At 48.3% G+C, this 24,313-nt stretch carries 23 protein-coding genes; 14 read left to right on the top strand and 9 right to left on the bottom strand.

Annotated elements, in window-relative coordinates:
* The first annotated feature begins 16 nt into the window (after nucleotides 1-16).
* Both JSU04_15275 and JSU04_15270 read left to right on the top strand, forming a co-directional pair.
* The gene (locus JSU04_15275; protein MBS1971672.1) at nucleotides 17-859 is read left to right on the top strand and encodes a hypothetical protein; all 843 of its coding nucleotides are present in this window, start codon (nucleotides 17-19) and stop codon (nucleotides 857-859) included.
* On the top strand, nucleotides 856-1,533 hold the full coding sequence (locus JSU04_15270) for a hypothetical protein (GenBank protein MBS1971671.1): 678 nt from the start codon (nucleotides 856-858) through the stop codon (nucleotides 1,531-1,533). The genes JSU04_15275 and JSU04_15270 overlap by 4 nt, the downstream gene beginning before the upstream one ends.
* Before the next feature lie 4 nt (nucleotides 1,534-1,537).
* Here JSU04_15270 and JSU04_15265 read toward each other — a convergent pair whose 3' ends face one another.
* Entirely contained in the window at nucleotides 1,538-2,374 is an 837-nt protein-coding gene (locus JSU04_15265) for a TIGR02147 family protein (GenBank protein MBS1971670.1), read from the bottom strand.
* Nucleotides 2,375-2,523: 149 nt separating this feature from the next.
* Here JSU04_15265 and JSU04_15260 point away from each other — a divergent pair, with 149 nt between their 5' ends.
* On the top strand, nucleotides 2,524-3,036 hold the full coding sequence (locus tag JSU04_15260) for a hypothetical protein (GenBank protein MBS1971669.1): 513 nt from the start codon (nucleotides 2,524-2,526) through the stop codon (nucleotides 3,034-3,036).
* Here JSU04_15260 and JSU04_15255 read toward each other — a convergent pair.
* A complete protein-coding gene (locus JSU04_15255) occupies nucleotides 3,026-3,823 on the bottom strand; it encodes a TIGR02147 family protein (protein MBS1971668.1) in 798 nt (265 codons plus the stop codon). The genes JSU04_15260 and JSU04_15255 overlap by 11 nt on opposite strands.
* 260 nt (nucleotides 3,824-4,083) lie before the next feature.
* Here JSU04_15255 and JSU04_15250 point away from each other — a divergent pair, with 260 nt between their 5' ends.
* Entirely contained in the window at nucleotides 4,084-6,456 is a 2,373-nt protein-coding gene (locus JSU04_15250; GenBank protein ID MBS1971667.1) for a hypothetical protein, read from the top strand.
* A gap of 4 nt (nucleotides 6,457-6,460) precedes the next feature.
* On the opposite strand, the gene JSU04_15245 is transcribed toward JSU04_15250, so the two are convergent.
* Together JSU04_15245 and JSU04_15240 are read right to left on the bottom strand one after the other, a co-directional pair.
* A complete protein-coding gene (locus JSU04_15245) occupies nucleotides 6,461-7,261 on the bottom strand; it encodes a DUF2799 domain-containing protein (GenBank protein MBS1971666.1) in 801 nt (266 codons plus the stop codon).
* A gap of 129 nt (nucleotides 7,262-7,390) precedes the next feature.
* Nucleotides 7,391-7,876, bottom strand: coding sequence for a PaaI family thioesterase (locus tag JSU04_15240; protein ID MBS1971665.1), 486 nt, complete (start codon nucleotides 7,874-7,876; stop codon nucleotides 7,391-7,393).
* Between the two features lie 170 nt (nucleotides 7,877-8,046).
* Here JSU04_15240 and JSU04_15235 point away from each other — a divergent pair, with 170 nt between their 5' ends.
* The 4 genes from JSU04_15235 (at nucleotide 8,047) to JSU04_15220 (ending at nucleotide 10,051) form a co-directional block, all read left to right on the top strand.
* Nucleotides 8,047-8,313 (top strand): hypothetical protein, encoded by a 267-nt coding sequence (locus JSU04_15235; GenBank protein ID MBS1971664.1) that lies wholly within the window; start codon nucleotides 8,047-8,049, stop codon nucleotides 8,311-8,313.
* Nucleotides 8,314-8,341: 28 nt separating this feature from the next.
* Entirely contained in the window at nucleotides 8,342-9,070 is a 729-nt protein-coding gene (locus tag JSU04_15230) for a coenzyme F420-0:L-glutamate ligase (protein MBS1971663.1), read from the top strand.
* A gap of 137 nt (nucleotides 9,071-9,207) precedes the next feature.
* Complete coding sequence (locus JSU04_15225) at nucleotides 9,208-9,855, top strand: hypothetical protein (protein ID MBS1971662.1); 648 nt, start codon at nucleotides 9,208-9,210, stop codon at nucleotides 9,853-9,855.
* A gap of 13 nt (nucleotides 9,856-9,868) precedes the next feature.
* Nucleotides 9,869-10,051: a hypothetical protein gene (locus tag JSU04_15220; GenBank protein MBS1971661.1), complete on the top strand. Its 183-nt coding sequence runs from the start codon at nucleotides 9,869-9,871 to the stop codon at nucleotides 10,049-10,051.
* On the opposite strand, the gene JSU04_15215 is transcribed toward JSU04_15220, so the two are convergent.
* On the bottom strand, nucleotides 10,029-10,280 hold the full coding sequence (locus JSU04_15215; protein ID MBS1971660.1) for a hypothetical protein: 252 nt from the start codon (nucleotides 10,278-10,280) through the stop codon (nucleotides 10,029-10,031). The two genes, JSU04_15220 and JSU04_15215, sit on opposite strands and share 23 nt — an antisense overlap.
* Nucleotides 10,281-10,528: 248 nt before the next feature.
* Between JSU04_15215 and JSU04_15210 the strand changes: the two genes are divergently transcribed.
* Complete coding sequence (locus tag JSU04_15210) at nucleotides 10,529-13,243, top strand: hypothetical protein (GenBank protein MBS1971659.1); 2,715 nt, start codon at nucleotides 10,529-10,531, stop codon at nucleotides 13,241-13,243.
* Here the strand turns inward: JSU04_15210 and JSU04_15205 are convergent.
* The 3 genes from JSU04_15205 to JSU04_15195 form a co-directional block, all read right to left on the bottom strand.
* On the bottom strand, nucleotides 13,240-14,010 hold the full coding sequence (locus JSU04_15205) for a dihydrodipicolinate reductase (protein MBS1971658.1): 771 nt from the start codon (nucleotides 14,008-14,010) through the stop codon (nucleotides 13,240-13,242). The genes JSU04_15210 and JSU04_15205 overlap by 4 nt on opposite strands.
* A gap of 101 nt (nucleotides 14,011-14,111) precedes the next feature.
* Nucleotides 14,112-14,633 (bottom strand): hypothetical protein, encoded by a 522-nt coding sequence (locus JSU04_15200; GenBank protein MBS1971657.1) that lies wholly within the window; start codon nucleotides 14,631-14,633, stop codon nucleotides 14,112-14,114.
* 150 nt (nucleotides 14,634-14,783) lie between these two features.
* A complete protein-coding gene (locus tag JSU04_15195) occupies nucleotides 14,784-16,379 on the bottom strand; it encodes a tryptophan 7-halogenase (protein ID MBS1971656.1) in 1,596 nt (531 codons plus the stop codon).
* A 165-nt stretch (nucleotides 16,380-16,544) separates the two neighbouring features.
* Here JSU04_15195 and mutM point away from each other — a divergent pair, with 165 nt between their 5' ends.
* The 4 genes from mutM to JSU04_15175 all read left to right on the top strand — a co-directional run bounded on the left by mutM (nucleotide 16,545) and on the right by JSU04_15175 (nucleotide 20,874).
* Nucleotides 16,545-17,363 carry a bifunctional DNA-formamidopyrimidine glycosylase/DNA-(apurinic or apyrimidinic site) lyase gene (gene mutM, locus JSU04_15190; protein ID MBS1971655.1) on the top strand — a complete coding sequence of 273 codons (819 nt, stop codon included), beginning with the start codon at nucleotides 16,545-16,547 and terminating at the stop codon, nucleotides 17,361-17,363.
* A gap of 125 nt (nucleotides 17,364-17,488) precedes the next feature.
* Nucleotides 17,489-17,701 (top strand): acylneuraminate cytidylyltransferase, encoded by a 213-nt coding sequence (locus tag JSU04_15185; protein ID MBS1971654.1) that lies wholly within the window; start codon nucleotides 17,489-17,491, stop codon nucleotides 17,699-17,701.
* Nucleotides 17,702-17,822: 121 nt separating this feature from the next.
* Entirely contained in the window at nucleotides 17,823-20,258 is a 2,436-nt protein-coding gene (locus JSU04_15180) for an acyl-CoA dehydrogenase (protein ID MBS1971653.1), read from the top strand.
* Nucleotides 20,259-20,322: 64 nt separating this feature from the next.
* Complete coding sequence (locus JSU04_15175) at nucleotides 20,323-20,874, top strand: tetratricopeptide repeat protein (GenBank protein ID MBS1971652.1); 552 nt, start codon at nucleotides 20,323-20,325, stop codon at nucleotides 20,872-20,874.
* Between the two features lie 143 nt (nucleotides 20,875-21,017).
* Here JSU04_15175 and JSU04_15170 read toward each other — a convergent pair whose 3' ends face one another.
* Nucleotides 21,018-22,598: a DUF3552 domain-containing protein gene (locus JSU04_15170; GenBank protein MBS1971651.1), complete on the bottom strand. Its 1,581-nt coding sequence runs from the start codon at nucleotides 22,596-22,598 to the stop codon at nucleotides 21,018-21,020.
* Nucleotides 22,599-22,789: 191 nt separating this feature from the next.
* On the opposite strand from JSU04_15170, the gene JSU04_15165 reads away from it, so the two are divergent.
* On the top strand, nucleotides 22,790-24,268 hold the full coding sequence (locus JSU04_15165) for a class I SAM-dependent methyltransferase (protein MBS1971650.1): 1,479 nt from the start codon (nucleotides 22,790-22,792) through the stop codon (nucleotides 24,266-24,268).
* Nucleotides 24,269-24,313: the final 45 nt, after the last annotated feature.

The raw sequence follows: 24,313 nt of genomic DNA, 5'->3' as shown, positions 1-24,313 counted from the left end.
CCGTGACGAAATAATTATGAGAATGAAAGCTCTTGCAATCATTATAGCAACCACTCTCGGCCTTCAAGCTGCGAGTCCTGCTTGGGCGGAAGCTCCGGCGGTTCCTACCACTATGAAGGTTGGTAAGCTGGATGCCTTTGCCTATTGGTTTGCAAAGAAGCTGGTGCTTGATATCGATGCGGCTTTAAAAGGCCAAGGCATCGATTCTAAGGTCTGTACGTTCCGCCAAGGAGATCCCGCTCAAGATTTTTCTTATCCGGGACTTGGACAGTGTCTTTATAAAGATTTTATGAAGTCGATGAAAACAGAGCAGCTTGCCGGCACCGTTTATACTTGGATTCAAGATAAGCAGGGCCGTTATCATCCGATTGAAATTCAGTGGCGGCCACCGCACGGCGGTTGGGGCAAGCTGATTTCGCAGGTGATTGAGATGCGTCTTGAAAAACCTCTGTATGCCATTCGTAACTTCATCTGGGGTGAAGAGTCCGCAGAGAAGATTCGCTATGACGAGTTCCTGGTGGGTGATTTGAAGATCATTCTCCCCGAAGATCCGGAAGCTCTGGCAGTGCTGGCTGCACGCGGTGGTGTTTGGGCTAAGAACTATCTTGCAAAAGTGAATTCGATCGACGTGCACTTCGCACCAACAGCGAATGAGCAGGGAAAAGTCGTCTATGATGGCGCTCTGATTATGAATCAACATCCTGCCGAGGACGGCAGTGTTGAGTCCGTGAAAGTGGCTTTGCGCACGAACGTGAATGTCGTGGTGTTAAAGCGCCCTTTTTATCTGAAAGGTAAAATTCGCCAGAACGGCGCGAGTGAAGATCCAGTGCCTGTTTTAGGTTCGGAGGCCTTGCCATGAAAAAATTAATTATTTTTGCCCTGGCCCTTTTGCCGTTCTTTGCAGAAGCAAAATGTAAAATTCCGGTTTCTCAGCTTGAAAGCGTTTCGCGCCGAATTCAGTGGCGCGATGAGGAGGGGAATGAGGACAATACGGCTCTGGTCCGTGCGGATGTTGTTGGCGAGTTCAGCAGCGATGGTTCGGTCGATGCGCTTGAGTATGAAGCCTTCGTTCGTCCTGATGAGAATGGTCAGTTCCAAGTTCTGCCGATTCCACTTTTCGTTGTCGAAATGGAAAAAAAGCGCGATAGCATCTATATCTGCGCCCATCTTGAATCCAAAGACCCTAACAAAATGGAGATCCTCGTTTATTTTCTTCGCTATGGTCAGATTAAGCCGATCACGCCGGTGCCGTTGCCACTAGGTGCGATTAAGGATCTTTTCTGGGGACCTCTCAGAAAAACGCCGTTTGTGATTATCGGCGTTCCTGTGACGATTGCGCAGAAAGCGCAGTCACTGTTAGTTCATATCTTCGGTGACCTCACCCGCTCAGGCGTAGACCGTGTTCGCATCACCGATAAAGAGCTGCAGCTCTATTCCGGCGGTGATCCGGCACAGTTTGATCGCTATGTCTTCCGTCAGGTGATTCCGCTAGAGAAAAGCGAAGGAAAAAAAACCTTCTCCGCTTTCCACTAGAGTTCTAACTCTCTGCTTTTGTGATCGGCACGAGGTTCACATTCATTTGATAAAGTCTTCGTGCGGAAAATTCTTGGCCATTGTATTTTTCAAGCTGAAGAACAGTAAATTCATTGATCGCAGCCCAGACTTCAGCGAACTGGTCAGGGGCTAATGGCATCAGCAGGGTGCGATAGCGGCGCGAGTCCTTATCTGTCTCAAGTGCTTGAATAGCATGTTGCAAGGTTTTCGCATGATATTTCTTAAGGCTCTCATTACCAGGTTGATCTTTGATTTGATAGCTTTGCGCGCGCGCTTGCCATTGACCGTCTTCGCCCTCTTCCGCCAGTCCGAGGTTTCTGAGAGTGCTTAACCACTGAGAGACTTCGCTTTCACGACGCTCTAACAGATTGGCGAGCGAAGAGACGCTCCGCTGAATATCTGTATAGCTAATAAGAACTTGAAGCGCTGGAATTTCAGGAGATTGTAAAAAACTAAGAGTGTCCGTGATCTCAATGCGATTCTGATGAAGGCGCACGAGATTCTTGAGTGCTTGTTCATAGCGAGTGCGCTCTTTCTCGTTGCGGGCATTGCCTTTACGAACAAGATGAGTGAAGTATTGCTGACCGAGATTATCAAGTCCCATCCGTCCGACCATTTGTTGAAGTGTCGATTCTGAGATCGAACGCTGGCCTGTTGTCATCAATCGTAAGAACGAGCGATTTTTAATGCCGAGTTCTTCAGCCCAATTTTTATACGAGAATTGCTCATCGAGGGTTTTGCGGTAGAAATAATAGTCTTGCAGAAATTGCTGGGCATCCGTGTACGTAGTAATGTCGGGATTTTTGATTACTGGGTTCAAAATATTTTCTCACTTTCTCGCAGACAAGCGTCTGTTATGAAAATCGCTGAGTCAATATTGCGACTTAGATATTGTTGTGTAGCGGCAGTTTTATTTACTCTTGATCTCTGCGTGTGCGCGATTAAAGATGAGAGCGATTCGAGGTAAAAATGAAATTTTTCACTCTATTTTTTCTAAGTAGTTTGTTTTTTGACGGAACACTTTGTCTCGCTGCGGGCGGTGGAACGGGTGATGTTGGTAGCGGAAATATCAATTGGATCGGCTACAACTCGCAGTGCCCGGATCTTTCAGGCGAGTATCATGTGCTTAACTCGGATGGCTCTTTAGAACATAAAACTCTGAAGATCATGCGCGGTGATGTGCAAGGAACTTTGTTTTTTGTCTATAACGAAGAGATTCCTTGGATTGTGGATGGAAAGTTCCGCGCCGATCCAAAGAACAATACGAAAGAGATTCAGTGGGCGAGTTTTCAATGCTCTGAGGGTGTTCTCTATAGAATCTATAATGTAAGTTATAGTGGTTTTGATGCTGAGTCTTATGAGAAAAGAACTGATGGAGTAATACTCTATAAGGCAAACTCGTTTGACCAAACGAAAAAGTTTGACCAAGCTCTGATTCCCATTAATAGACGGCCCTTTTCTAAAGAGCTTGTTACTTTTTAGTTAAACTAAAGAACTGCAGATTCAGTTGATAGACGTCTTCTCCCGGGTGAGAGCGGAACTCCGTCTCAAACTGTTCTGTGAAATTCCGGATCATCGTCTTTGCCCTCTGAAGATTCGTTCTGTTAAACGCTAATTGTATTCCTAGAAATTCTCGTTCTGCGAAAGGCTGCTCCTTCAGAGCTGTGAAGGCCTTCTGGGCTATTTGCTCGTAGTGTCTGTGCGCAGCTGTACTCGATATTTCACTCACTGATTGGGGGTCAATCTCTCCGGTGCTTGTCATGACATGGTTCTGATCAATACGAATAAGCCCTAGAGTCTGTAATCGCTGGATGGCAGTTTCAACTTCAGAAATGGTCAGTCCTAATCGCCTTGCGATCCAACCGGCTTCGGAACGAAATCCCTGTGTGCGGATGAGTTCCAGCATGGAAAAATAGTACCAATCCGAAATCACCTGAAAGGTTTCCGAGTTCAAAGCTTTTCGGGAAGGGCGATTTTGTCTTCGGTGGATTCTTTCTAAAAGCAGTTTCTTGGTGTGAGAGTTCGCACTCTGGAGGCTCACGAGATCCAAAAAATGGTTGATTTGGTCTTCGCTCAGTTGCAGTTCGATAGCGATGCGAGTTGCGGACTCCGGCGAGAGATCTTTTTTGCCGCTCAGGACGCGAGAAAGATGAGAAGCGCTGATCCCGACGTGTTTTGCGAAGGCTCTCATTGAGTATCCGGGTCTTCGATCCAACTTCTCGGTGATCGCCGTTTTTAAGAACTCGCGATAATCATTGTTATTAGTCATATAAATTTAGATATGAAACTTGATTTAGTGATGCAAATTCTTTTGCCCATGCCAGGACATGGACGAAGCGTGAAGAGCTAAATACTGTCCGAGTCACTCCGACAGGTGTTCGCGACGTTGCCCGAGAGCGCTCTTTGAGTGCGATTGTACACAGCAAAAAATGACTCAGATGAGTCTAGACAGCTGCTTTCAACTAAGGCTCTGTCGCGCGCTAACTTAAAATATATTTATTAGCTTTTATTTTTTATGGGACGTGTGCGATGAAACCGGCTTTTTTATTTTTGCTTATTTCGTTTTGCCTCTGTCTTGGCGGATCGGTGACAGAGAGTTATGCGCATTTAATTCCTTTTGGTTTTTGGAAGGGAGGATGCAAATTCGTCGGCACATTGACGATCAACTCTAGTAATGTGGCAGACTACACGGGCTGTAGCTGGCACCTTTACCCCAGTGCGAATCTGACGATCGGCTTAAACACCCCGATTAACATTAAAGATCTTCTGGTTGAAAGCGGAGCGATTCTGACCCACTCGGCCTGTACCACAACGGCGTGCACACAGGTGAATCTGAATTCTTCGGGCAATGTCATTGTCAAAGCGGGGGCGATGATCACCGCCGATGGCAAAGGCTATCTCGGCGGCCGCCAAGGAGCTAATAATAGCAACCGCGGGCGTTTCAGAGGAAATATTAATACCAACGGGCCGAGCGGTGGTGCCGGTGGCTCACATGCTTCTACCGGGAGTGGTCCGTACACTGTCCCATGCTATGGCGATGTGTATGCACCGGCAGAATACGGTGGCGGCGGCGGAGCCAACACTTCGACGAATCCAGGCGGCGACGGTGGCGGCGTCATTCGGATTGTCTCCGGTGGTGAGATGCTGGTCAACGGCGTGATTTCGGCAAATGGAGCCAGTGCCGCGGCTGGAAAAAACAATGTCGGTGGCGGAGCCGGCGGTTCTATTTGGCTGACGGCCGAGAAATTCACTTCGAACGCAAGCACCCCGATCCTTCAGGCCTATGGGGGTGGTGGTGATCCGGGTCAGGTGAACACGAGTTCAGGTGGCGGTGGCCGCATCGCGCTTTATTATGGAACTCTCGGTGGAACCATGGCCTTTAACGAGAACTTCATTCAAACAACGACCACTTCCATGACTAGCTCGACGGGGCCTGGTGCACACGGAACTTTTCTTGCGCGACAAACGGGGCAGGCTTACGGTGATCTCTATATTATTGGCAATGGCAACGGCGCTTGGGGATATACTCCCGTCGGTGTCGCCGGTTCTGTGGCGGCGCTTTCATCGACGGCAGTGAATTATGCCTCTGCCGGAAATGTGAGTCATATTCTTGCAGCCGGAGAGCTTGTCGGTAAAGAGGTCGTCGTCAATATCATGAGCTTAAATCCCGTAGCGCATACGATTTCAGCCAATGACGGTGCGACCGGAATGACCGTCAGTAGTGGTGATCCAAGTGCGCTGGGAAAGGTGAATAGTCTTTGGTTCATTGATGATTATCAAAACCATTTCGACAACGTGATCATTACCCGGGATGCCGATGTGAGCGTGATGAAAATCACCGTGGAAGGAACATTAACGGTCGATAACTTTAGCATCCTTCGCGCGGTGAATATTCACACGGGAAATCTGGTGATCAGCCGCAATACTTACTTATTCACGCGTGGTGATGGTAATGATGTCTTTTACACCCCCTTGCATATTGTTGGAAACAATATGACCGTTGATAACACCTCCGTCGTGTACTTGATGCGCGCGGGTTATGTCGGTGGCGGTTCGTGGAATGGTTACACTGGAGCGACCAATGGATTTACAACCACCGGCGGGGCCGGAGAACACGCTGGTGGATCCCATGGCGGTTACGGCGGTGTAAATCCAGCGACGCCTTCATTTGTCTCGGCAGTTCCTTACGGAAGCCTTATGCAACCGAGCACGCCAGGGGGTGGCGGCGGTGGCGAGTCGGCGTCGGGGAATAGCGGAGCGTGGGGTGGCGGAGTCCTCAGAATTGAACTCACAGGTGCGCTCATTAACGATGGCTCGTTTGATATGCGTGGCGGGTATGTGACCGCAGACAATGTCGGTACGGGGGCCGGTGGGTCGATCTGGATTACAGCCGATACCATCGGCAATACGGCCGGCAACTGGGGAGATTTTTCGGCTACCGGTGGGTACACTCTGAATAATCCGGGATCGAGTGGGGGCGGTGGTGGGCGTATTGCTTTGTACTACCGAGCTTTTACGGGAACTATGGCCTTGAATCACTTTTATGCAAGCGGTGGCTATAGTTCATCGGGTTATTGGGGCGGTGCAGGTACAGTTTACGCAAAAACAACGGCAGCGGCGTACGGTGATCTTTATTTTGATAATTTCGACAATGCCGGTAATTATCTGCAGACACCTTTTCCGCAGGATGCGGGCAATCAGACTTTTGTGAACATTTTTGTGAGGGGAAAATCCACCGTCAAAATGCTTTCGACGACTTCGAGTATTTCCGCGACCAACACAACAGTCAACGGCACGGGCAGTGTTTTATATATTCCAACGAATGGCGGGCCCGGTTATGGCGTGTGGTTTAATCCGGGCACGGTCTCGACGGTCTCGGGAGGAATCATTACGGAATATTAGTTTTTTAATCAAGTCCCGGGATTTCCGCTTTGAAGTTTGCGATCTCTTCCATTTTTGTGGAGCGAGTCTTCTCTAGCGTGCTGATTTCGCCCTGCTGAGAATAAACTTCGTTTCTTGCGGCCGTTAGGTCGTGGTCTAAAGCTGTGATACGGCCATCGAGATAACCGATCTGACTTGTGTTGCTCGCCGGAGTAAAGTTCTTTTGTGCTTGCAAAGAAGACTTCTGGCTTTCAAGGTTATTCAAACGCATCTGGGTAAAGTTCAACTGATTGCGTTTATTGGAAAGCTTGCCGTCGATGTCGCGAATGTCATCTTCGCGATTCGAGATCATCGCTTGCACGTACTTCTTGCGGCCTTTGCGATATTCCACCAAGAAGCCGGGCTCAAGCTCCTTCGGGCAGATGTTTTGATATTTCTTGCCGGAAGCGCCGGCGTTTTGGCCGTTGGTTTTTGCGCAGTAGTCGGTGACACCTCTACGATAGCTTTGCAAGAGAACGCTGATCTCAGGACCTTCGCATAAATCACGCGAGAAAAGGTCTCCGTCTTTGCCGGTCTTGTAGCTATTGTCCGGAGTGCAGTAGCGTTGCATGCCGTTTTTGAAACCCTGATCGAGTTGAGACTCCTGAATATCGGCATCGACTTTGCGACACTCGTTGACGAGCTGGTCGGAGTTCAGCCATTCGCCACGAAGTGCGACGGATTTTCCGTGCTCAAACCAGTTGGTGGATTCACATTCTTTTCTTTTAAAATAACTCGCGCAGGCGACCAAGTTGAGCGCAACCATTGCCATCAAAACACGTTTCATCGAAGAACCTCGTTTTTACTCTTAAAGAATTTATTTGAGGGGATTTTTACCTTAGGAGCAAGAATTTGTGCAACTCGGTAGCGTTATTTTGCTGATGACCTCGGCATTCTGGACTCTCAAGACAAGTATTTATTGGCTTGTCTTCATTTTGCGAGCGAGGTCTTGCTTTTGTTCTTCTGTGAGCGTGATAAAAAGTCCCTTGGAGCGCGCGTAGGTTTTCATTTTATCAAAAAGCTCCGCTTCGATATAGATCTTACGATTTTCAACGGAGGTGATTCGGCCACGTAATGAATACTGCGCATTCACGGGGACCATTTCTAAAAACTCCACTTCGATTTTTGCAGCGACGACGGGATAGCCATGATGCCAGCCGGTGGAACCCATCATCTCATCTAGCACCGCAGCCTGACATCCGCCATGAACATGGCCGGGTGGGCCCGCTGTTGCGATGCTGAACCAAACCTCGGCAAGAAGCTCTTTTGCAACCGAGGACTTTTGTAGCGCGATTTCCATTTGTGAAGAACTCACAACGAAAGACCCTTTGGGATCGCCATAGTATGGCTTTGGAATCAGGAGTGCAGGATCATATTTGAGGTGCTTATATTGCGGCATCATTCAGGTCCTCATTAAATGAGAATGAGGGCCGCCAAGGGGAATGTCAACCTCTTGGAATCCCGGGTGTTTTAGCTCGATTACAATTTGTTACAATTCCTGACAAGCCAGCAACCACTTGGGTGTGTTTTCTTTTTACACTGATTGAAACTTAGGTGAAGAGGTTTAAAGTCATGGCAAAAGTCGGTATCATCCGTGTTTCAAACAGCAACCCCCTCGTTGGAGATAAACTCCTCAGTGAATTAAGAGCCTGGTTGCGCGGCACAGGCTGGGATAATGTTGTTTCGGTGACAAGCCAAGTGGTGCGCGAAGGGACGTTCGTTGATTTTATCCCTGGAGAGTTTCAAAGCAATGCCCCCAAAAGAATTTGGCTCAAGGGTGGCGCAAATCTGAGCGAATTTGAAAATCTCTTGGCTCACTGGCTCTGGGAGCTTGAATAGCTCCCGTGAATTCCACTAGAATGGAGAAATGACTCGTAAATCAGAACTTCGCACCTTCGCTTTAAGCACCGGCGTTTATCATCCCGGGGAAAATCTTTTCGAGTTTCTTGAAAAGAGTCTTGCAGGGGAATCACTTGAAGGAACAGTGCTTGCGATCACTTCGAAAATCATCTCACTCGCCGAAGGGCGAATCGTTGCGAAAGAAAGTATTGCGAAAAAGGCTCTGATTCAGAAAGAGGCCGATCACTATTTATGTGAAGGTGGTTTCGGGACGGAGCTCACCATTAAGCACGGAGTTTTGATTCCATCTTCTGGGATTGATGAATCCAATAGCGAGTCGGGTGGATATATTCTGTATCCGGAAAAGCCCTTTGTCAGTGCTGAGTCCATCGGCCGCCATTTTAAAAACAAATTTCGCCTTAAAGATTTCGGCATTCTTCTGACGGATTCCCACTCGATGCCGCTTCGCAAAGGGGTCACCGGATTTTCGCTCGCACACTGGGGATTTAAAGGTGTTGTGTCCCTTGTCGGAGAGAAAGATATCTTTGGCAAACCGCTGAAGTTCACCCACGTGGATGTCGCGGACTCGCTGGCGGCGGCGGCAGTTCTCTGTATGGGCGAAGCCCGCGAAAGAACTCCGCTTGCAGTTTTAACAAGCTCACAAATTCAATTCTCTGAAGCATCCGCGGAAGCAGAAATCCGTATCGATCCGCGCAGCGATATCTATACTCCGCTTTTCAAAAACTACTTGAAATAAAGGCCACTTTGCCGCTCGGCAGAGATTTTTTCGCGTGTTTAGGCCAAGCTCGTGGAATATAAGACCATTCGGTCGTGCTCCCGGAAAGTGCTAAGGTTTTCCCAAAGGAACCCGTGACTCTCAAGGAGGGATTTGAAATGAAAAAATTAATTGTTCTTGCATTAATTCTGGGCTCTCAAGTTTTAGTCAGCTGCCGTACCGGGGAGGTTGTCGCCGGCGCTATCGGGGTGGGAGTAGGTATCGGTATTGGCCGTTACTATGATCGCCATCACCATCATCGTCACTATCACGGTGGATACTATGATGATGGCTACTACAATGGCGGTTACTATGGAGACAGATATGGCTATGGCTATTGGAGTGTTGACTTAGAGGCAACAGCTGCGAACTCGGATGCACAAAAATTTGCCGACAAACACGGTGTCAGTCTTGATGTTGCTAAAAAAATTCAGAAGGCTTTTGCCGGTCTGCCAGCACAAGGTATGTCCTCATTTAAATCTATCGGTCTTGGTAAATCAGACTTAAAAGCTATTGCGAAACATGATTTGCCTTCAGTCGAAGGGATTCGGCAAATGGCTGCAAAACTAGATATGTCAGAAGCACAAGCTCGCGACTTGTTAGTTAGTATCAATAAAGATTTTGCAGCTCAAGCTTCCAACGTGAATAGCAGTTATTGGAAAAGTTGCATGAAAGACGGCGAATGGTCTACTCCGCAAAACTCTTTCTGTCAGCAAAGCAGTTGGAACGGCTGCAGTCCTGCGACGGGCGCAAGCATGTGTTACTAACAAGGAGGACTCTATGTCTCGTGGTCACAACAAAAACAAAGGCTTTAGTCAGACAAGTAAAAAGTACGATGGGGACTTAAAAGAGCAACATCAGAAAAATCGCGTGGCTCAACACTCCTCAGAAACTGGACGCTTTACAGAAGATGATAAAGCTCCTAAAAAAATGCCGGGGTCTAAGGTGACTCAGGCGCCTTAGAGGGGTGAGTTGGTGACTTCGGTTTTCTAATGAGAGCTCGCTCGCGGTGAGCTCTCATCACTTCGTTAAACTTGTGCTGCTGTTCTTCGCGATGTTTGTAGTTGCGAAGCATTTCTTCGTTTTGCGTTTTGCGTGTGTAATTTTGATACGCGTAAAATCCAGCAATAGCCGCTGCCACAGCCAAAATCACACTGCTAGCCTGAATGAGACGCCGTTTGAAGGTCTGCATAGATAATCCTTCGGTTCGTTTTCTGAGAAACTATATGAAACAAACATCAGTCGACGGAGAGCGTGTACTGATGGACACTCATGGGCGTTTCAGTTGTCTCGGGGCGGCCGCGCCTTAAAGAAAAAATTAACAAAAAACGTATTTTGCTCCTTTTAGGGAACAGATATGCCGATAAATAAGGAATGAGAATCACTAAATTATGGCTAACAATCAGTATTTGTTTGCTTATAGTTGGGCAGCATCCCGTTATGGGACAAGTGATTCCTTTTGCCTTTTGGAAAGCACAGCAAAGCGCCACGAATGGATGGGCTTGGGTTGGCGGTTCCAAAACCAACGATCAATTTAGCCACGGGAGTCTGGGAGTTGCGAGCACCAATGCGGGGCCTGGCGCGCGGACCGACTCTGTCACGTGGGTTGATAACTCCGGAAATTTTTGGCTCTTCGGCGGTGACGGTTATGATGACGGAGACCCATGGTTCGGAAATACCGGTCATAACAGTGACCTTTGGAAATATGAACCTTCGACCGGCAAGTGGACCTTCGTGGCCGGTTATCCGTATGTTGAGCAAGGTGGTAATTACGGAACCAAAGGTGTTCCAAGTACGGCGAACTTTCCAGGTTCGCGCGTGGGTTCGGTCAGCTGGGTTGATAACTCGGGCAATCTTTGGCTCTTTGGTGGTTGGGGCGGCGATGAGCTTGGTCATGGTTACGGAAGTTTGAATGATCTATGGCGTTTTAACCCGACAACACTTGAGTGGACGTGGATGAGCGGTGACAAGTGGTACGGGCAAGGCGGCACTTGCGGCACGCAAGGAGTTGCCGCCGCTGGCAATGTGCCCGGGGGGCGCGCGAATCAAGGTGACAATGGCATGGTCGATGCCTCCGGCAATCTTTGGCTCTTTGGCGGCGTCGGTCTGGACTGCGTCGGTGGTTTCGGCAATCTCTCGGATCTTTGGAAATACGACATCACGACAGGTCAGTGGACTTGGATGAGCGGTTACCAGCAGGCGGATATGCCAGCGGCCTATGGTACGAAAGGGACTGGGAGTACCAGCAACAATCCGGGGCCGCGGATAGAGTACGTCACTTGGGCTGATAAGATCGGTAACCTCTGGGTTTTTGGAGGCGAGGGGACCGACGCTAGTGGCACCAGCGGTTTTCTTAACGACATGTGGAAGTACGAAATCTCCTCGGGGAAGTGGACTTGGGTTGCAGGGAGTAGCTCGGTGTCCGGGGTGCCGACGTTTGGAACGAAAGGCACTGCCGCTGCTGCGAATACGCCGGGGGCAAAAAAATCCGCCGTCGGTAAAACGGATGCCGCCGGAAACTTATGGCTGTTCTCGGGTCTTTCTTTCGACACTGGTGGAAACTCCGGGGCGAGCAATGATCTCTGGAAGTTTAATCCTTCCACCGGGCAATGGGCTTGGATTTCTGGCTCGCAGTCTCTAGAAACATATGATCCCATGTCCGGAACTTATGGCACTCAGGGCGTCGGTAGTACCAGCAATCTTCCGAGCACGCGGGTTTTTCCAATGATGTGGGTTCAGCCGGTGACTGGCAAATTTTTCTTTTTTGGTGGCTGGGGTTGGATGGATAAAAACTCCGACAATCAAGGTTATCTTTCAGACCTTTGGAGTTTTGATCCTAGTAACTTGCAATGGACTTGGGTTTCGGGGCCTAAGGACTCCACGTCGAATATTGTTCCCGGAACCTTAGGTGTTGGCAGTACCACCAATCTTCCGGGGGCTCGTTATGGAGCTTCGACTTTTCAAGATGCTTCAGGAAACCTTTACCTCTTTGGTGGTTACGGGGTGAGTCCTCAAGGTGGGTCGGGACCTTTTAATGATATTTGGAAATACGAACCAGCGAATGGAAAATGGACCATGCTTTTTGGTGATGGCTATCCTTCGTGGCAGGGAGTTTTTGGCTCAAAAGGGGTTGCGGGAACTGCGTACTCCCCCGGCGGGCGCGGGCTGGCGGCGGCGTGGATGGATGCCTCAGGCATGATTTGGATTTTTGGCGGCTATGGGAATGACTCTGCAAACAATTGGGGCGAATTGAATGACATGTGGAAATTTAATCCCACCAACAGTCAGTGGACGTGGGTGACTGGTTCAAAAACTTATTTGTCAAAAGGAACATACGGTACCAAAGGAACCGCCGCGGCATCGAACACTCCAGGGGCGCGCAATAGTATGAGTTACTGGAAAGATGCTTCGGGAAATTTATGGCTGTTTGGCGGAGCGGGGTATGATTCCGCGTCCACACCGAACTATGGTCACTTAAATGACCTCTGGAAATTTAACGGGACTCAGTGGACCTGGGTTTCCGGGGGGAAGACCATTGCGACATCTGGTCCGACCTATGGGACGAAAGGTGTTGCTGCGGGTTCGAATGTTCCCGGCGGACGTGAAGAGTCCTTTGGTGGGGTCGACAGTGCGGGAAATATTTGGATTTTTGGCGGCGGCGGAGTTGATGCCAATAACGTTGATGACTTCCTCTGTGATCTTTGGAAGTTCGACGGCACGAACTGGACCTGGGTTTCTGGTTCGAAGTTTAGTGGAGTGAGTGGAACCTATGGCACGAAAGGGACTGGCAGTACAAGTAATTTGCCGGGCTGCCGTTGGTCCGTGCGTGGAGGGATCGACAGCAGTGGTAAGATTTGGCTCTTTGGCGGCTGGGGATGGGACAGCACTGGTGGAAACATCAATGTGCTGAATGACCTTTGGAAGTTTGATCCAAGCAACGGTCAATGGACTTGGGTGACCGGAAGCAACCTTGCAGAGCAATTCGGCACGGCGAGTTCGCAAGGAAGCTTTAGTGCCAGCAACACGCCGGGCACCCGCTGGTATCAAATGTCGTGGATGGATAGCTCCAATAACTTGTGGCTTTATGGTGGCAAGGGTTACGACGCTAATAACACCAAGGGTTGGCTGTATGACCTCTGGAAATACAAACCTTAATAAGTGACCTCGTGCATTTTATTGTAGAAAGTTTCCTTTAAAACATTCTCCATAGTGTAAAAACCGTGGGTTTGATTCTTTAACCATTTGGCGGCAAAAATCGCCCCGGTTCCAAAAGCCGCACGATTGACGCTTTCATGGACCAGGCGAATTGTTTGGTGTGGTAAGCCGAAAATAACTTCGTGCTTACCGACGATGCCGCCGACACGAATGGAATTGACGTGTTCTTTCGGATCAAGCTCCAATTGTCTGGCCAGTTTCAAGGCCGTACCGGAAATGTCTTTTTTGGCGCGGAAGTGTTCTTCGACGACTTCAACATCGGCGTGCGGAATGATCTTTCTAAGCATCTTCGACGCCATGATTAGCCAGTTTATGCCCAGAGTGATATTCGGAGAGTAAAGCACCGAAGTTTTCTGGCTGGCTTCTTTCACCAAAGCGAATTCTTCTTCTTTGTAATTAGAAATAGCGCTGACTAATTTGATTCCGAGACGAGCGATTTTGTCATAGGATTTTGCATTTGCAGAGGAAGAAAAATCAATGATGAGGTCTACGGGGTGAGATTTTAAGAAATTTTCGTTCAGCGCATCCACCGAAACAAACGGGGCGAAGTTGTCAGCATAGCCTAGAACTTGGCTGGCATAAGGGGAGTCTTGTGGCGGAGATTTTCGGCAAACCCACTCCAGCGAGAGGCCCGGATCCATGGTGATTTCTTTTGCAACAATGGCACCGGTTCTGCCAAAGCCAAACAGACCAACTTTTATAGGCATAGCTTCTCCTCAGAGTGTCTCCTGGGAAAGCGACCCTACTTTCCAAAAACTATGAGAAAAATCCCACACCCTTAAATTTTTGTTCAAATAGATCTTAAGTGCTAATTAACACATGAGATAATAATATTATTTTTATTTTCAATTTTGACGATCGCAATGCCTATGTGGCCGATGCCCATTTCTTGAAAATTTTTAGCAGGCAGATTTCGTTCGCCAGAAATATTGCCGTACTTTGTTTCAAATGAATAGAGTTCATCTGATTCTTCCAGTGGCTTTTTGGCGCGAAGCTGTTTTTTTAAAGCTGCGCAGCTCTCTGCTTTGAGCAGTTTGTATTTGCCACTCTGAAGTGCGGAGCCTTCAAAGTAAAGATAAACAAAGTCTTTTTTCTCGGTGAGCTTCAAAACCGCGGTGGCAGGCTCTTTTTTGGCGGCACTCTTGATTGTGAAGTGATAGTCTTTTTGTTTTTGAGTCTGAGTTTCGTCAGTCGCTTGAGCAAGGGTTTGCGAACTTAAAAATAAAAAAAATGGAATGACAACGGCGAAGTTTATTTTCATTTTACCGGCCTTTCTTATTTTTTGAATGACTTGAGTGAAAACAGGACGATCATTTATAGTATCGGACATAGGGCTTCCATTGAAAATGGCGACCCTACCATTTGAAAAACTTTTGCTCGATGAAATCGAACAAAACCCAGTTCACATATTCGATTAAATATAGCTTGTTATCTCTTGCCGGGTTTGTCACGTGAAACATCAAAACCTGGCCCTTGTGATTTAGGCCTCAGTCTCGACGATCCATGTATCGGGATCATCAAAAAGTTGCTCCAATAAACCTTCGGTGAAGAGATAATCTTGTTTAAAGAGCTCGTGCAGAGTCAAAGCGCTCTTTGTCAGTTCTTGATATGAGTACGTGCGGCTCAGGTATTCTTCTTTGGACATCTTTGGCTTTACGGGCTTTGCCACTTTTTGGCCGTACAAAAGCGTGTCGTAGCTATTGCTGTTAAAGACCATGGCTTCTAAAGCCGTGAACGGAGAGTTCGTCCCCAGATTGCTCGAGGAGAGTGGCGGACGTTGATGGAAGAGATCTACGATCAGCTGCGCATCACCGATGTTGGTGTTTTCGCGACACCATTGCCAGTAAGGAGTGTCGAGCTGCTTGTTGTATTTGTAGTGAATACCAAGGAACCAGCGGAAGGTGTCCCACGTCACTGCAATTTCCTGGTTGAGGGCCGCAATCGAGGCACGGTCTTGGTGATTGTTCGGCATAAGACGGCATAAAGTCATAATGCTATGAACCGCCGTTTGAATCGCCGTGGACTCAAGAGGCTCGACAAAGCCGTAAGCATTGCCCAGCCCAAAGACGTTTTTATTCCAAGCTTGCTTGTGGCGGCCAGAACGGAACTCCACCATTTTGTATTTTTCAATCGGACCAAACTTCGCGCGCACTTCTTTCAACGCGGTTTCTTCATCACAATACAAATTCGAATGCACGTAACCATGATGGTTTTCTTGGCGCATCGGAATCGTCCAGCACCAGCCGTTGTTCATCGTCGAGCAGCGAGTGAAGGGCCCGATCACATCATTATTAGGAGTATCAAAAGTCAACGCGCGGTTATTGATCAGAGTAGAGTTGAAAGGTAGAAATTCAGTCTTAAGGGCCTGACCAAGAACCCGTGAGCGGAAGCCCGAGCAATCGATATAGAGATCAAAAGAAAGTTTTTGACCATCATCGGTCTCAAGTGAAGAGACGAATTCGTTTTCATCCTGGTTCACCTTGACCACTTCGGCATCGATGATTGGAATCTGGCGCTGCCTCAGAGTTTTATTTAAAAAGCGAATCAGATTTTTATTATCGATGTGGTAAGAAAAAGGAATACTTTGCAATAAAGAAACCAAAGAACCGTCTTTGTCGCGCAAAACGGGGATTTTATTATGGTCCATCAGCACTGACGCCCAGTTGGCGTTATTGATGGAGTCTTCGTAGTAATAGGATTCCTGATGGTGACCGGCAAAGAAATTAAAATTAAAGTGATAATCTCCTGGAGCACCCCAATCAAACTTGATCCCAAGCTTGAGAGTCGGTTCGACCTCGCGGAAGAAAGCCATGGGATCAATTCCCAATGTGCGATGCAAAAAGGGGACGATCTCCGTGGTTGTGGATTCGCCAACGCCGATCACCGGGATTTTGCTGGATTCGATCACCGAAGTTTTGATCTGAGGATGCAACTTTGTCAGAGCTAAAGCCGCCAAGTAACCTGCGGTGCCGCCACCCAAGATGCCGATGGTTTTGATCTCCGTTGCCGGAAACTTTGGATAGTCGGTATAACTAAGGTCAAACGCGTTTTCGATATGGTCAGCAATGGAAGCCATCGGAATCCCTCGTAATTTGAGGGGACATAAGAGCATTTTTTCAGACATTTTTCAAACGTCCTGTGGTTAAACGCGGAACTTTGGAAAATTCTCCTACGAGAATCATTCATGAAACGCCCTTATTGAGCTTGTAAGGTGGAACGCTTTCAACTACACACGTTCCATATGCCAGAACTTCCAGAGGTTGAGACCGTCCGTAAAGGTCTTGAAGAGATTCTTAAGAAAAAACCTGAGATCACCAAGATCGAGCTCATGCGCAAGGATTTGCGTGATCCTATTCCCGTTAAGAAAGTGCAAAGTCTTGTCGGGCAAAAAATCACTTCGGTGGAACGTCGTGCGAAGTATTTGTTGTTGCGCACGCCGAAAGGCAGTTTGCTTTCGCATCTAGGTATGACCGGGACATGGCGGTTGGCAATTCCTGGTGATGAGCGTTTGCATGATCACATTTACCTGCACTTCGCAGGCGGTCTTCGCTTGGCCTATCGTGATCCGCGCCGCTTTGGAATTTTTGACTTCGTTGCGGTTGGCGACGAAGCGAAACATCCGAAATTAAAAATTCTTGGCTACGAGCCTCTCTCAGAGGCTTTCACCGGAGAAGTGCTGTGGCAAAAATTCCGCGGCAAAGCCGTTGCGGTGAAAGTCGCGATCATGGATCAGAAAATCGTTGTCGGCGTCGGCAACATCTACGCCAGTGAAGCTCTTTTTAGAGCGGGGATTCGCCCAAAGACTCAGGCGTTGAAAGTCAGTCGAGAAAAGTGCGACAAGCTTGTGAGTGCGATCAAAGAAGTTTTGCTCGAATCAATCGCAGCCGGCGGTTCGAGTATTAGTGACTACGAGCAGTTCAGCGGAGAAAGCGGATATTTTCAGCAAAGATTTAAAGTCTACGATCGTAAAGGTGAAAAGTGTGTTGTTTGTGGCACACCTATTTCTGCTCAAATTTTAGGCGGAAGATCGACCTACTGGTGCTCGAATTGCCAGAAATAATTTTATTGCAAAACTGTGACGGTTCGTGCAATTTATGTGGACTAAGGTATTGAATTACTAGTTCATTAACAATTGCCGATCTGCGTAATAGCGATAGGTATTAATTTAAAAGGGGATTACACAACATGAAATCAATCGTTGTAGCAGCATTGCTTGCATTGTCTTTCACTACTGGCTTCACTTGCTCAAAAAACACTCCTGCTGAAAACGCAACTCCAGCAGCACAAGAGCAAATGGCAGCTCCAGCAGCTCCTGCTGAAGGTCAAGCGGCTCCAGCTGAAGGCGCAGCTCCAGCGGCTGAAGCACCTGCAGCGACTCCAGCAGCAGAAACTAAGTAATTCTCGTATTCTTGAAAATTGCTTAATGTTTGAAAAGCCTCCGTCTTGTACGGGGGCTTTTTTATTTGCCCTTCTTTAAAAACCAGCGTGTAATTGAAACGTTAGCAAAAGGAGTTGCAACGTGGAAAGCATTCATGGTCTTTTTTTGACGTGCCCATGGTGGGCCGTTCTCGGTTCTCTTGTCGGTCTTCTCGCAATCGGATTTTTAGGTAGCCCGCTCATCGTTTGGACGATCGCAGTTGCTGTGATTCTCTTCGGTTTTGGTGCGCCAATGTGGTTGCTCGGTGTTTACGTCGTCATCATGGCGATCTTCAACATCAAGCCGCTTCGTGCAGCTCTTGTGACGAAGCCTGTGATGAACATGATGGATAAGTTGGGCTTCTTGCCTAAGATCTCCGAGACAGAGCGCGCAGCGATCGACGCTGGGACTGTTTGGGTTGAAAAAGATCTTTTCTCTGGAAAGCCGGATTTCGACAAGCTCATGCAAGAGGCTTATCCAAATCTGACAGCCGAAGAGCAAGCTTTCATGAACGGCCCGGTGGAAGAGCTTTGCAAAAAGTTGGATCACTGGGAGATCTGGAAATCTCGTAAGCTTTCTGACGAAGCTTTTGATTACATTAAAAAACAAAAATTCTTGGGTATGATCATTCCAAAAGAATACGGCGGCTTGGGCTTTTCGGCTCTCGCGCACTCTGAAGTGATCATGAAAGTTTCTTCTCGCTCGCTTTCGACAGCAATCACGGTGATGGTGCCAAACTCGTTGGGCCCTGCAGAGTTGCTTGTTCACTACGGAACTGATGAGCAAAAGAAGTACTATCTTCCGCGCTTGGCTTCAGGTGAAGAGATTCCTTGCTTTGGACTAACTGAGCCAACAGCGGGTTCTGATGCCGGTTCTATCACTTCAAGTGGTGTGGTGTTTAAAGGCACTGATGGCAAGCTCTACATTAAACTTAACTGGAACAAACGTTGGATCACTCTTGCGGCGATTTCAACTTGCATCGGTTTGGCATTCCGTCTGCGTGACCCTGAAAATCTCTTGGGCATGGGTGAGGACATCGGTATTACTTGCGCGTTGATCCCGTCTAAAACTCCAGGCGTTGTGATCGGCCGTCGTCATGATCCTCTCGGAACTCCGTTCTACAACTGTCCGACTCAAGGTAAAGACGTGGTGGTTCCACTCGACGCCGTTGTGGGTGGTAAAGATGGTTGCGGTAAAGGTTGGTTGATGCTCACGGAGTGTTTAGCTGCCGGCCGCGGTATCAGCTTGCCAGCTCAAGCAACAGGCGGCGCGAAACTTGCTTCTCGCGTAGTCAGTGCGCATGCAGTGGTTCGTCGTCAATTCGGTCTTTCCATCGGTAAGTTTGAAGGGGTTGAAGAGCCTTTGGCACGTTTGGGTGCGGCGACTTATATGTTGGAATCAATGAGACGTTATACACTGGGCGCTTTGGATAAAGGTTTGAAGCCTTCCGTGATCACGGCAATCCAAAAATATTACTCGACTGAAATGGGCCGTAAAGGGATCAACGACGCGATGGATATCATGGGCGGCGCGGGTATTTCTTTAGGTCCCCGTAACTTGCTGGCTGAAATCTATATCGCAACTCCCATCGGTATCACGGTGGAAGGTGCGAACATTATGACTCGTACTTTGATCGTCTTCGGTCAAGGGGCTCTTCGTGCTCATCCATATGCTTACACTGAAGTGAAAGCCATGGACGCGAAAGACTTGCAAGCCTTCGATACGGCATTCTGGGGTCACGTGGGTCACGTTGTGCGCAACCTTTGCCGCAGTATCGGTTTGAGTGTGACTCGTGGTTATATCGCTGGTTCGCCAAGCTGCCATCCGCAAATGCGCCGTTACTTCCGCCGTTTGCAATGGGCTTCAGCGACTTATGCAATCATGGCTGACATCTCGATGGCGGCTTTGGGTGGTGAGCTGAAACTCCGTGAGAAAATCACCGGTCGTTTCGCCGACATCTTGGCTTATATGTACATGGCGACTTCTGTGTTGCGCAGATTCGAAGCTGAAGGCCGTCGTGAGGAAGACTTGGCATTCGTGCATTACAATCTGAAACTTTGCATGGCTGAAATCCAAAAAGGTTTCGATGGATTGTTTGATAACTTGAAAATCCCAGGTCTTCGCTGGTTTGTGAAGGGCTGGATCGGTTCTTGGTCACGTATCAACTCGATCGGTTCCCAAGCTTCTGACGGCTGGAGCCACGCGATTGCTAGCAGCATGTTGAAAGACGGTTCTGTGCGCGATCGTTTGACTCAAGGGATCTTCTTGCCAACGAAAGAAGGCGAGCAGTTGCACCGCCTTGAAAATGCTTTCAGCATCACTTTGAAAGCGGAAGCGGCTGAGAAGAAAATCAAGAAAGCCATTCGCGACGGGCTTCTTCCGAAGAAGAAAACGGCAATGTTGCTTGACGATGCTCGCGCTAAAAACGTGATCTCTGAGGATGAATACAAACTCATCCAACAGTCTGACAACGTTCGCTACGACGCGATCCTCGTGGATGACTTCTCTGAAGAGCAATACCACGCCACTCACGGCTAATTGAAAAGAACAGTGTGAGATGAAAACCCCGGGGCGACTCGGGGTTTTTTATTGGGAGTTATAAGTGAAAAAGCCTGAGTTCTATTTGGATTTAAACCTGCGGTTTCGCCCGCAGGATCTAGCGCATTTGAACGAGTACATTCAGTTTCAGCACGACCATTTAAAAACGCTTCAGGATCCTAAAGAAATAGTCCGCGCGATGGGGGAGTTAGGAGTGAACCTGCGTTCTGCGGATCGCTTTGATGAAGCTGAGTTAATGTTAAAAAAAGCACTCGAGATCATTGCCGAAAAAAATTTGGGGGCAGCCTCTGAGCTTCAGCAGAAAATCCGTCTCGCGCACGTTTACCAAGAACAAAAGAATTTTGCTGAGAGTAATGAACTCTTTGAAGAGTGTCTTCAGCTATCACAGCGAGAAGATCTGAAATACTTTTATCCTTTCGCGCTCCAGCATCAGGGAAAGAACCTTTTTGATCAAAAACGCTACGCTGAAGCTCTAGCATGCTTCGAGAAAGCCTTAAAACTCCGTCTTGAGGTCAAGGCCCCGCAGGATCAAATCGATTCGACAAAGCAAGCCATTGAGCGAACCAAGGAGTTGCTCTTGTCGCACAAACTTTGATTCGATATTTGGAAGTCAATTCTGAAAAGCGACCTGGTACCTTTTCGGAAAAGAAAAAGGGAGCTGGTTCGCTCCCTTTACGTTCCTCAGGTGTTTGAAGTGCTTTGCTGTAAGGCTCTTCCGACCTAGGAACTTCATGTAGGTTAATTATGCGCCTTTGTGCTTTCAGATACAATAGTCTCGCGCACGACAACCACTTTAATTTGGCCCGGATAATTACATTCTTCTTCAATTTTTGTCGCGATTTTGCGACCCAAGTTTAGAATCTGAGTATCATCCACCTTGCGGCTATTGGCCATCACGCGGATCTCGCGGCCGCCGTTCAAAACATAACAATCCGTCACACCTTCAAAGCTGCGGGCGATATCTTGGAGCTCAGTCACTTTTTGATTATAGGACTCAATCGTCGAGCGACGGGCGCCTGGACGAGCCCCTGAGATCGCATCGGCTGCAATCACCAGGAATGCATGATCGGTTGAGGGCTGCTCATCGTAGTGATGGGCGCGAACTGCGTGCACGACTTCTGGCGCTTCGTTGCGGGCGCCGATAAAGTCAGCACCGATCACGGCATGGCCGCCATCAACGGCATGGTCCATGGATTTACCGATATCATGCAATAAACCCGCACGACGAGCGGTCTTCACATTCAACTTGAGCTCTGAAGCAAGAAGCCCTGCGAGCCAGCCCACTTCACCGCAGTGGAAGTATTGATTTTGCGTGAAAGAGTAGCGATATCGCAAGCTTCCCATCATTTGTTTAATTTCAGGATGAAGATCTTGCTGGCGAAGTTCTTTAGCAATCGCATCCCCATCCGCCTTGATTTGACGGAAGAGTTCTTTCTTTTGGTTCTCAGCAATTTTACGAATGAAGTCGGGATTTATATTCTTCTTTTCCTTAAGCACGCGCTCTAAAACGCGGCGGGTGAGTTCGCGGCGAACCGGGTCAAAGCCCGCAACCCCGACCATCTCCATTTCGGGCTCTACGATAATGTCGCAACCGCAGACCTCTTGCAGAGTCTTAATGTTTTCACCGGCCGCATCCACCAAAAGTCTCCGAGCATTGGCGTCCGGGAAGTTGACGGCACCAATGCCACGTTCTGCGCAATAGGGGCGGGCAAAGCGATCAAGAGCCACATCCAAAATACGTTTGGCTTTGGTCTCAGCATGCTCTTTGGTTTCTTCCTCGTACTCTTCAGCCCATTTTTGTAGGCGCTGACGAGTTTCATTTTCAAGCATTTCACCGATCTGGGTTTTAACTTCTTCAGCCGTGGTGTTGAGCTTTTGCGAAAGACGTTTTGTGAACTCGGTGTTGAGTTCTTTTTCCTGCGCGCGGACTTTTTGCAGCTCGGCCTCTTGAGCCTGAACCGCTTTTTCTGCCTGGCGCGTTTCGTTTTCGTGAGCCTGAGTTTTCTTGCGCTCCTCTGCAAGGGCAGCATCATACTTGGCTTTTTTCTCATCGACGATCTCTTGGATCTCTTCGATGCGCGCTTCGACTTTTAACATATCCGGTTCAACTTTAGACCACATCTCGAGTTCGATTTCTTGAACGCGTTCTTTTTCTTCCAAGTTGCGGATTTCAACAGCAGCATGTGCTTCATCAAGAATGTCGGCAGCCTCTTCTTTGGCTTTCTTGATGGTGTATGAATTCATGTATTTACGGAAAGCGAACCCGAGTCCGCCTCCAATGGCGAGACATCCGATTCCCGCTAGTAGTGCATCCAGCATAGAGTCCTCACTTCAAGTAACACTTTAGTGTAGCTTCCCTCTGGGGCTAATGGCTAGGTGATTCGTAGATACCGATGTTATTCCGGGTACATTAAACAACGTGTTATGAAGGATCTAGACGTCCGATAGATACTGCTCCGTTCTAAATAAACCGATCAAGAGCGCAGATAAACGCTTAAGGAGAACCACCGATGAGTCGATCGTCTGCTGCAATGAAACAAGAAGGCTTCTTCATTAATGAAGAAAGCACGGGAAAACGTAAGAAAATCGTTCGCCAGGATCGTTTACATCTTGATACGGCAAAATGCTTTTTAGACTTCCAGGGAACAAAAGTTGAAATTTTGAATCTGAGCACCTTTGGTTGTGCGGCGCTGGTGAATCATCAAGCCCATCAAAACCTGCAAGCTCAGTTCGCGAAAGAGGAGTTCTGCACCGCGAAGGTTATCTTCGACGGCACAGAAACTCAGACTTTGCATCTTCGCAAAGTGCGTGATGAGGCGCACCCCACCAGCGTAAATGGTGAAAGCATTTGGGCCTTTGAAACCGTCGGGGAGCCTTTTAAGGTCGACCGTATCAAAGTTTTGGAGCTCACTGCGGGTGTTTTACAAAAACAGAACGAGTACGCCGCCAAAGTTCAGCGTCTGCCGGAAAACTACCGCCAGATCGTTTTCCAGGTTCGCGACTGGTTCCAAAAACTCAAAGAGCAAATTGATCAGCTTGAAAAAGACGCTCCGGTTGATAATGCCCAAGAGGCCGCAGAGTACCGCATGACCATCGTTGAAAACATGGGTGAGTACATTGGCAGCGTTGTTCCGCATGTCTACAACCAAGTTCCGCCGATGTTGAAGGGTCTTAGCCCCGAAGACACGCAGCTTGCGACGGATTTTATTCGTGAACAAATCGGACCTTATATTTACGGCGCTCCGTTTGCGGCGCGCGCCTATTACAAACCCCGCGGCTATGCCGGTGATTATGAAATGATGAATCACCTCTATCGTGCAGAAGTGACGGGGCGTACTTTGTTTGATCAATGTATGCATAAGTACTTTGTTGATGAGCCGGCGGGTGTTGCGGTGAAAAACCGCGGTGAATATCTTGAAGCCAAGCTCGCTCAGTTGGTGAAAGCGCATCCGGCAAGCGAGGCAATGAAGATTATTTCAGTAGCCAGCGGTCCTGCAGTTGAACAACAGCTCTTCTTGCAAAATCACCGCGAGTGCTATGGACGTAATGTGTCCTTCACGTGCTTAGATCAGGACGAAGAGTCTTTAAAACATGCGCAAAAGCAAATTGGTTCGATTGAGCGCTTTGTGAAATCAGGATTTAAATTCCAATTCAGAAATCTTGCGATCCGCAACGTGATCGCCGCGGGTCTGCCTGAAAAGGACTACGACCTCGTGTACTCTGCCGGTCTCTTTGATTATTTCACAGAGCCTGTGGCGCAAATGGCGGCGCAAAAGATGCTGGCTTGTTTGAAGCCGGGCGGAAAACTCATTATCGGTAATTTCAGCACTGAAAATCCCTGTGCGCCGTTTATGGAGCTGTGGCTGGACTGGAATCTGATTTATCGCTCGAAAGAAGACCTTGAAAGAATGTTTAAGGGCTTTGGTTCGAAAGTCTATGTTGAAAAAGAACCCCTCGGAGTGAACCTCTTTGTGGTGATTGAAAAGTAAGGACTGCTTGGGACAGAGAGAAGAGAGCCTGCCACCAGAAATAAC

The organism is Bdellovibrionales bacterium, assembly GCA_018266295.1.
Classification (GTDB): domain Bacteria; phylum Bdellovibrionota; class Bdellovibrionia; order Bdellovibrionales; family Bdellovibrionaceae; genus JACMRP01.
Note: the sequence above shows the minus strand (reverse complement) of the source record. Positions and strands in the feature narration are given on the sequence as shown.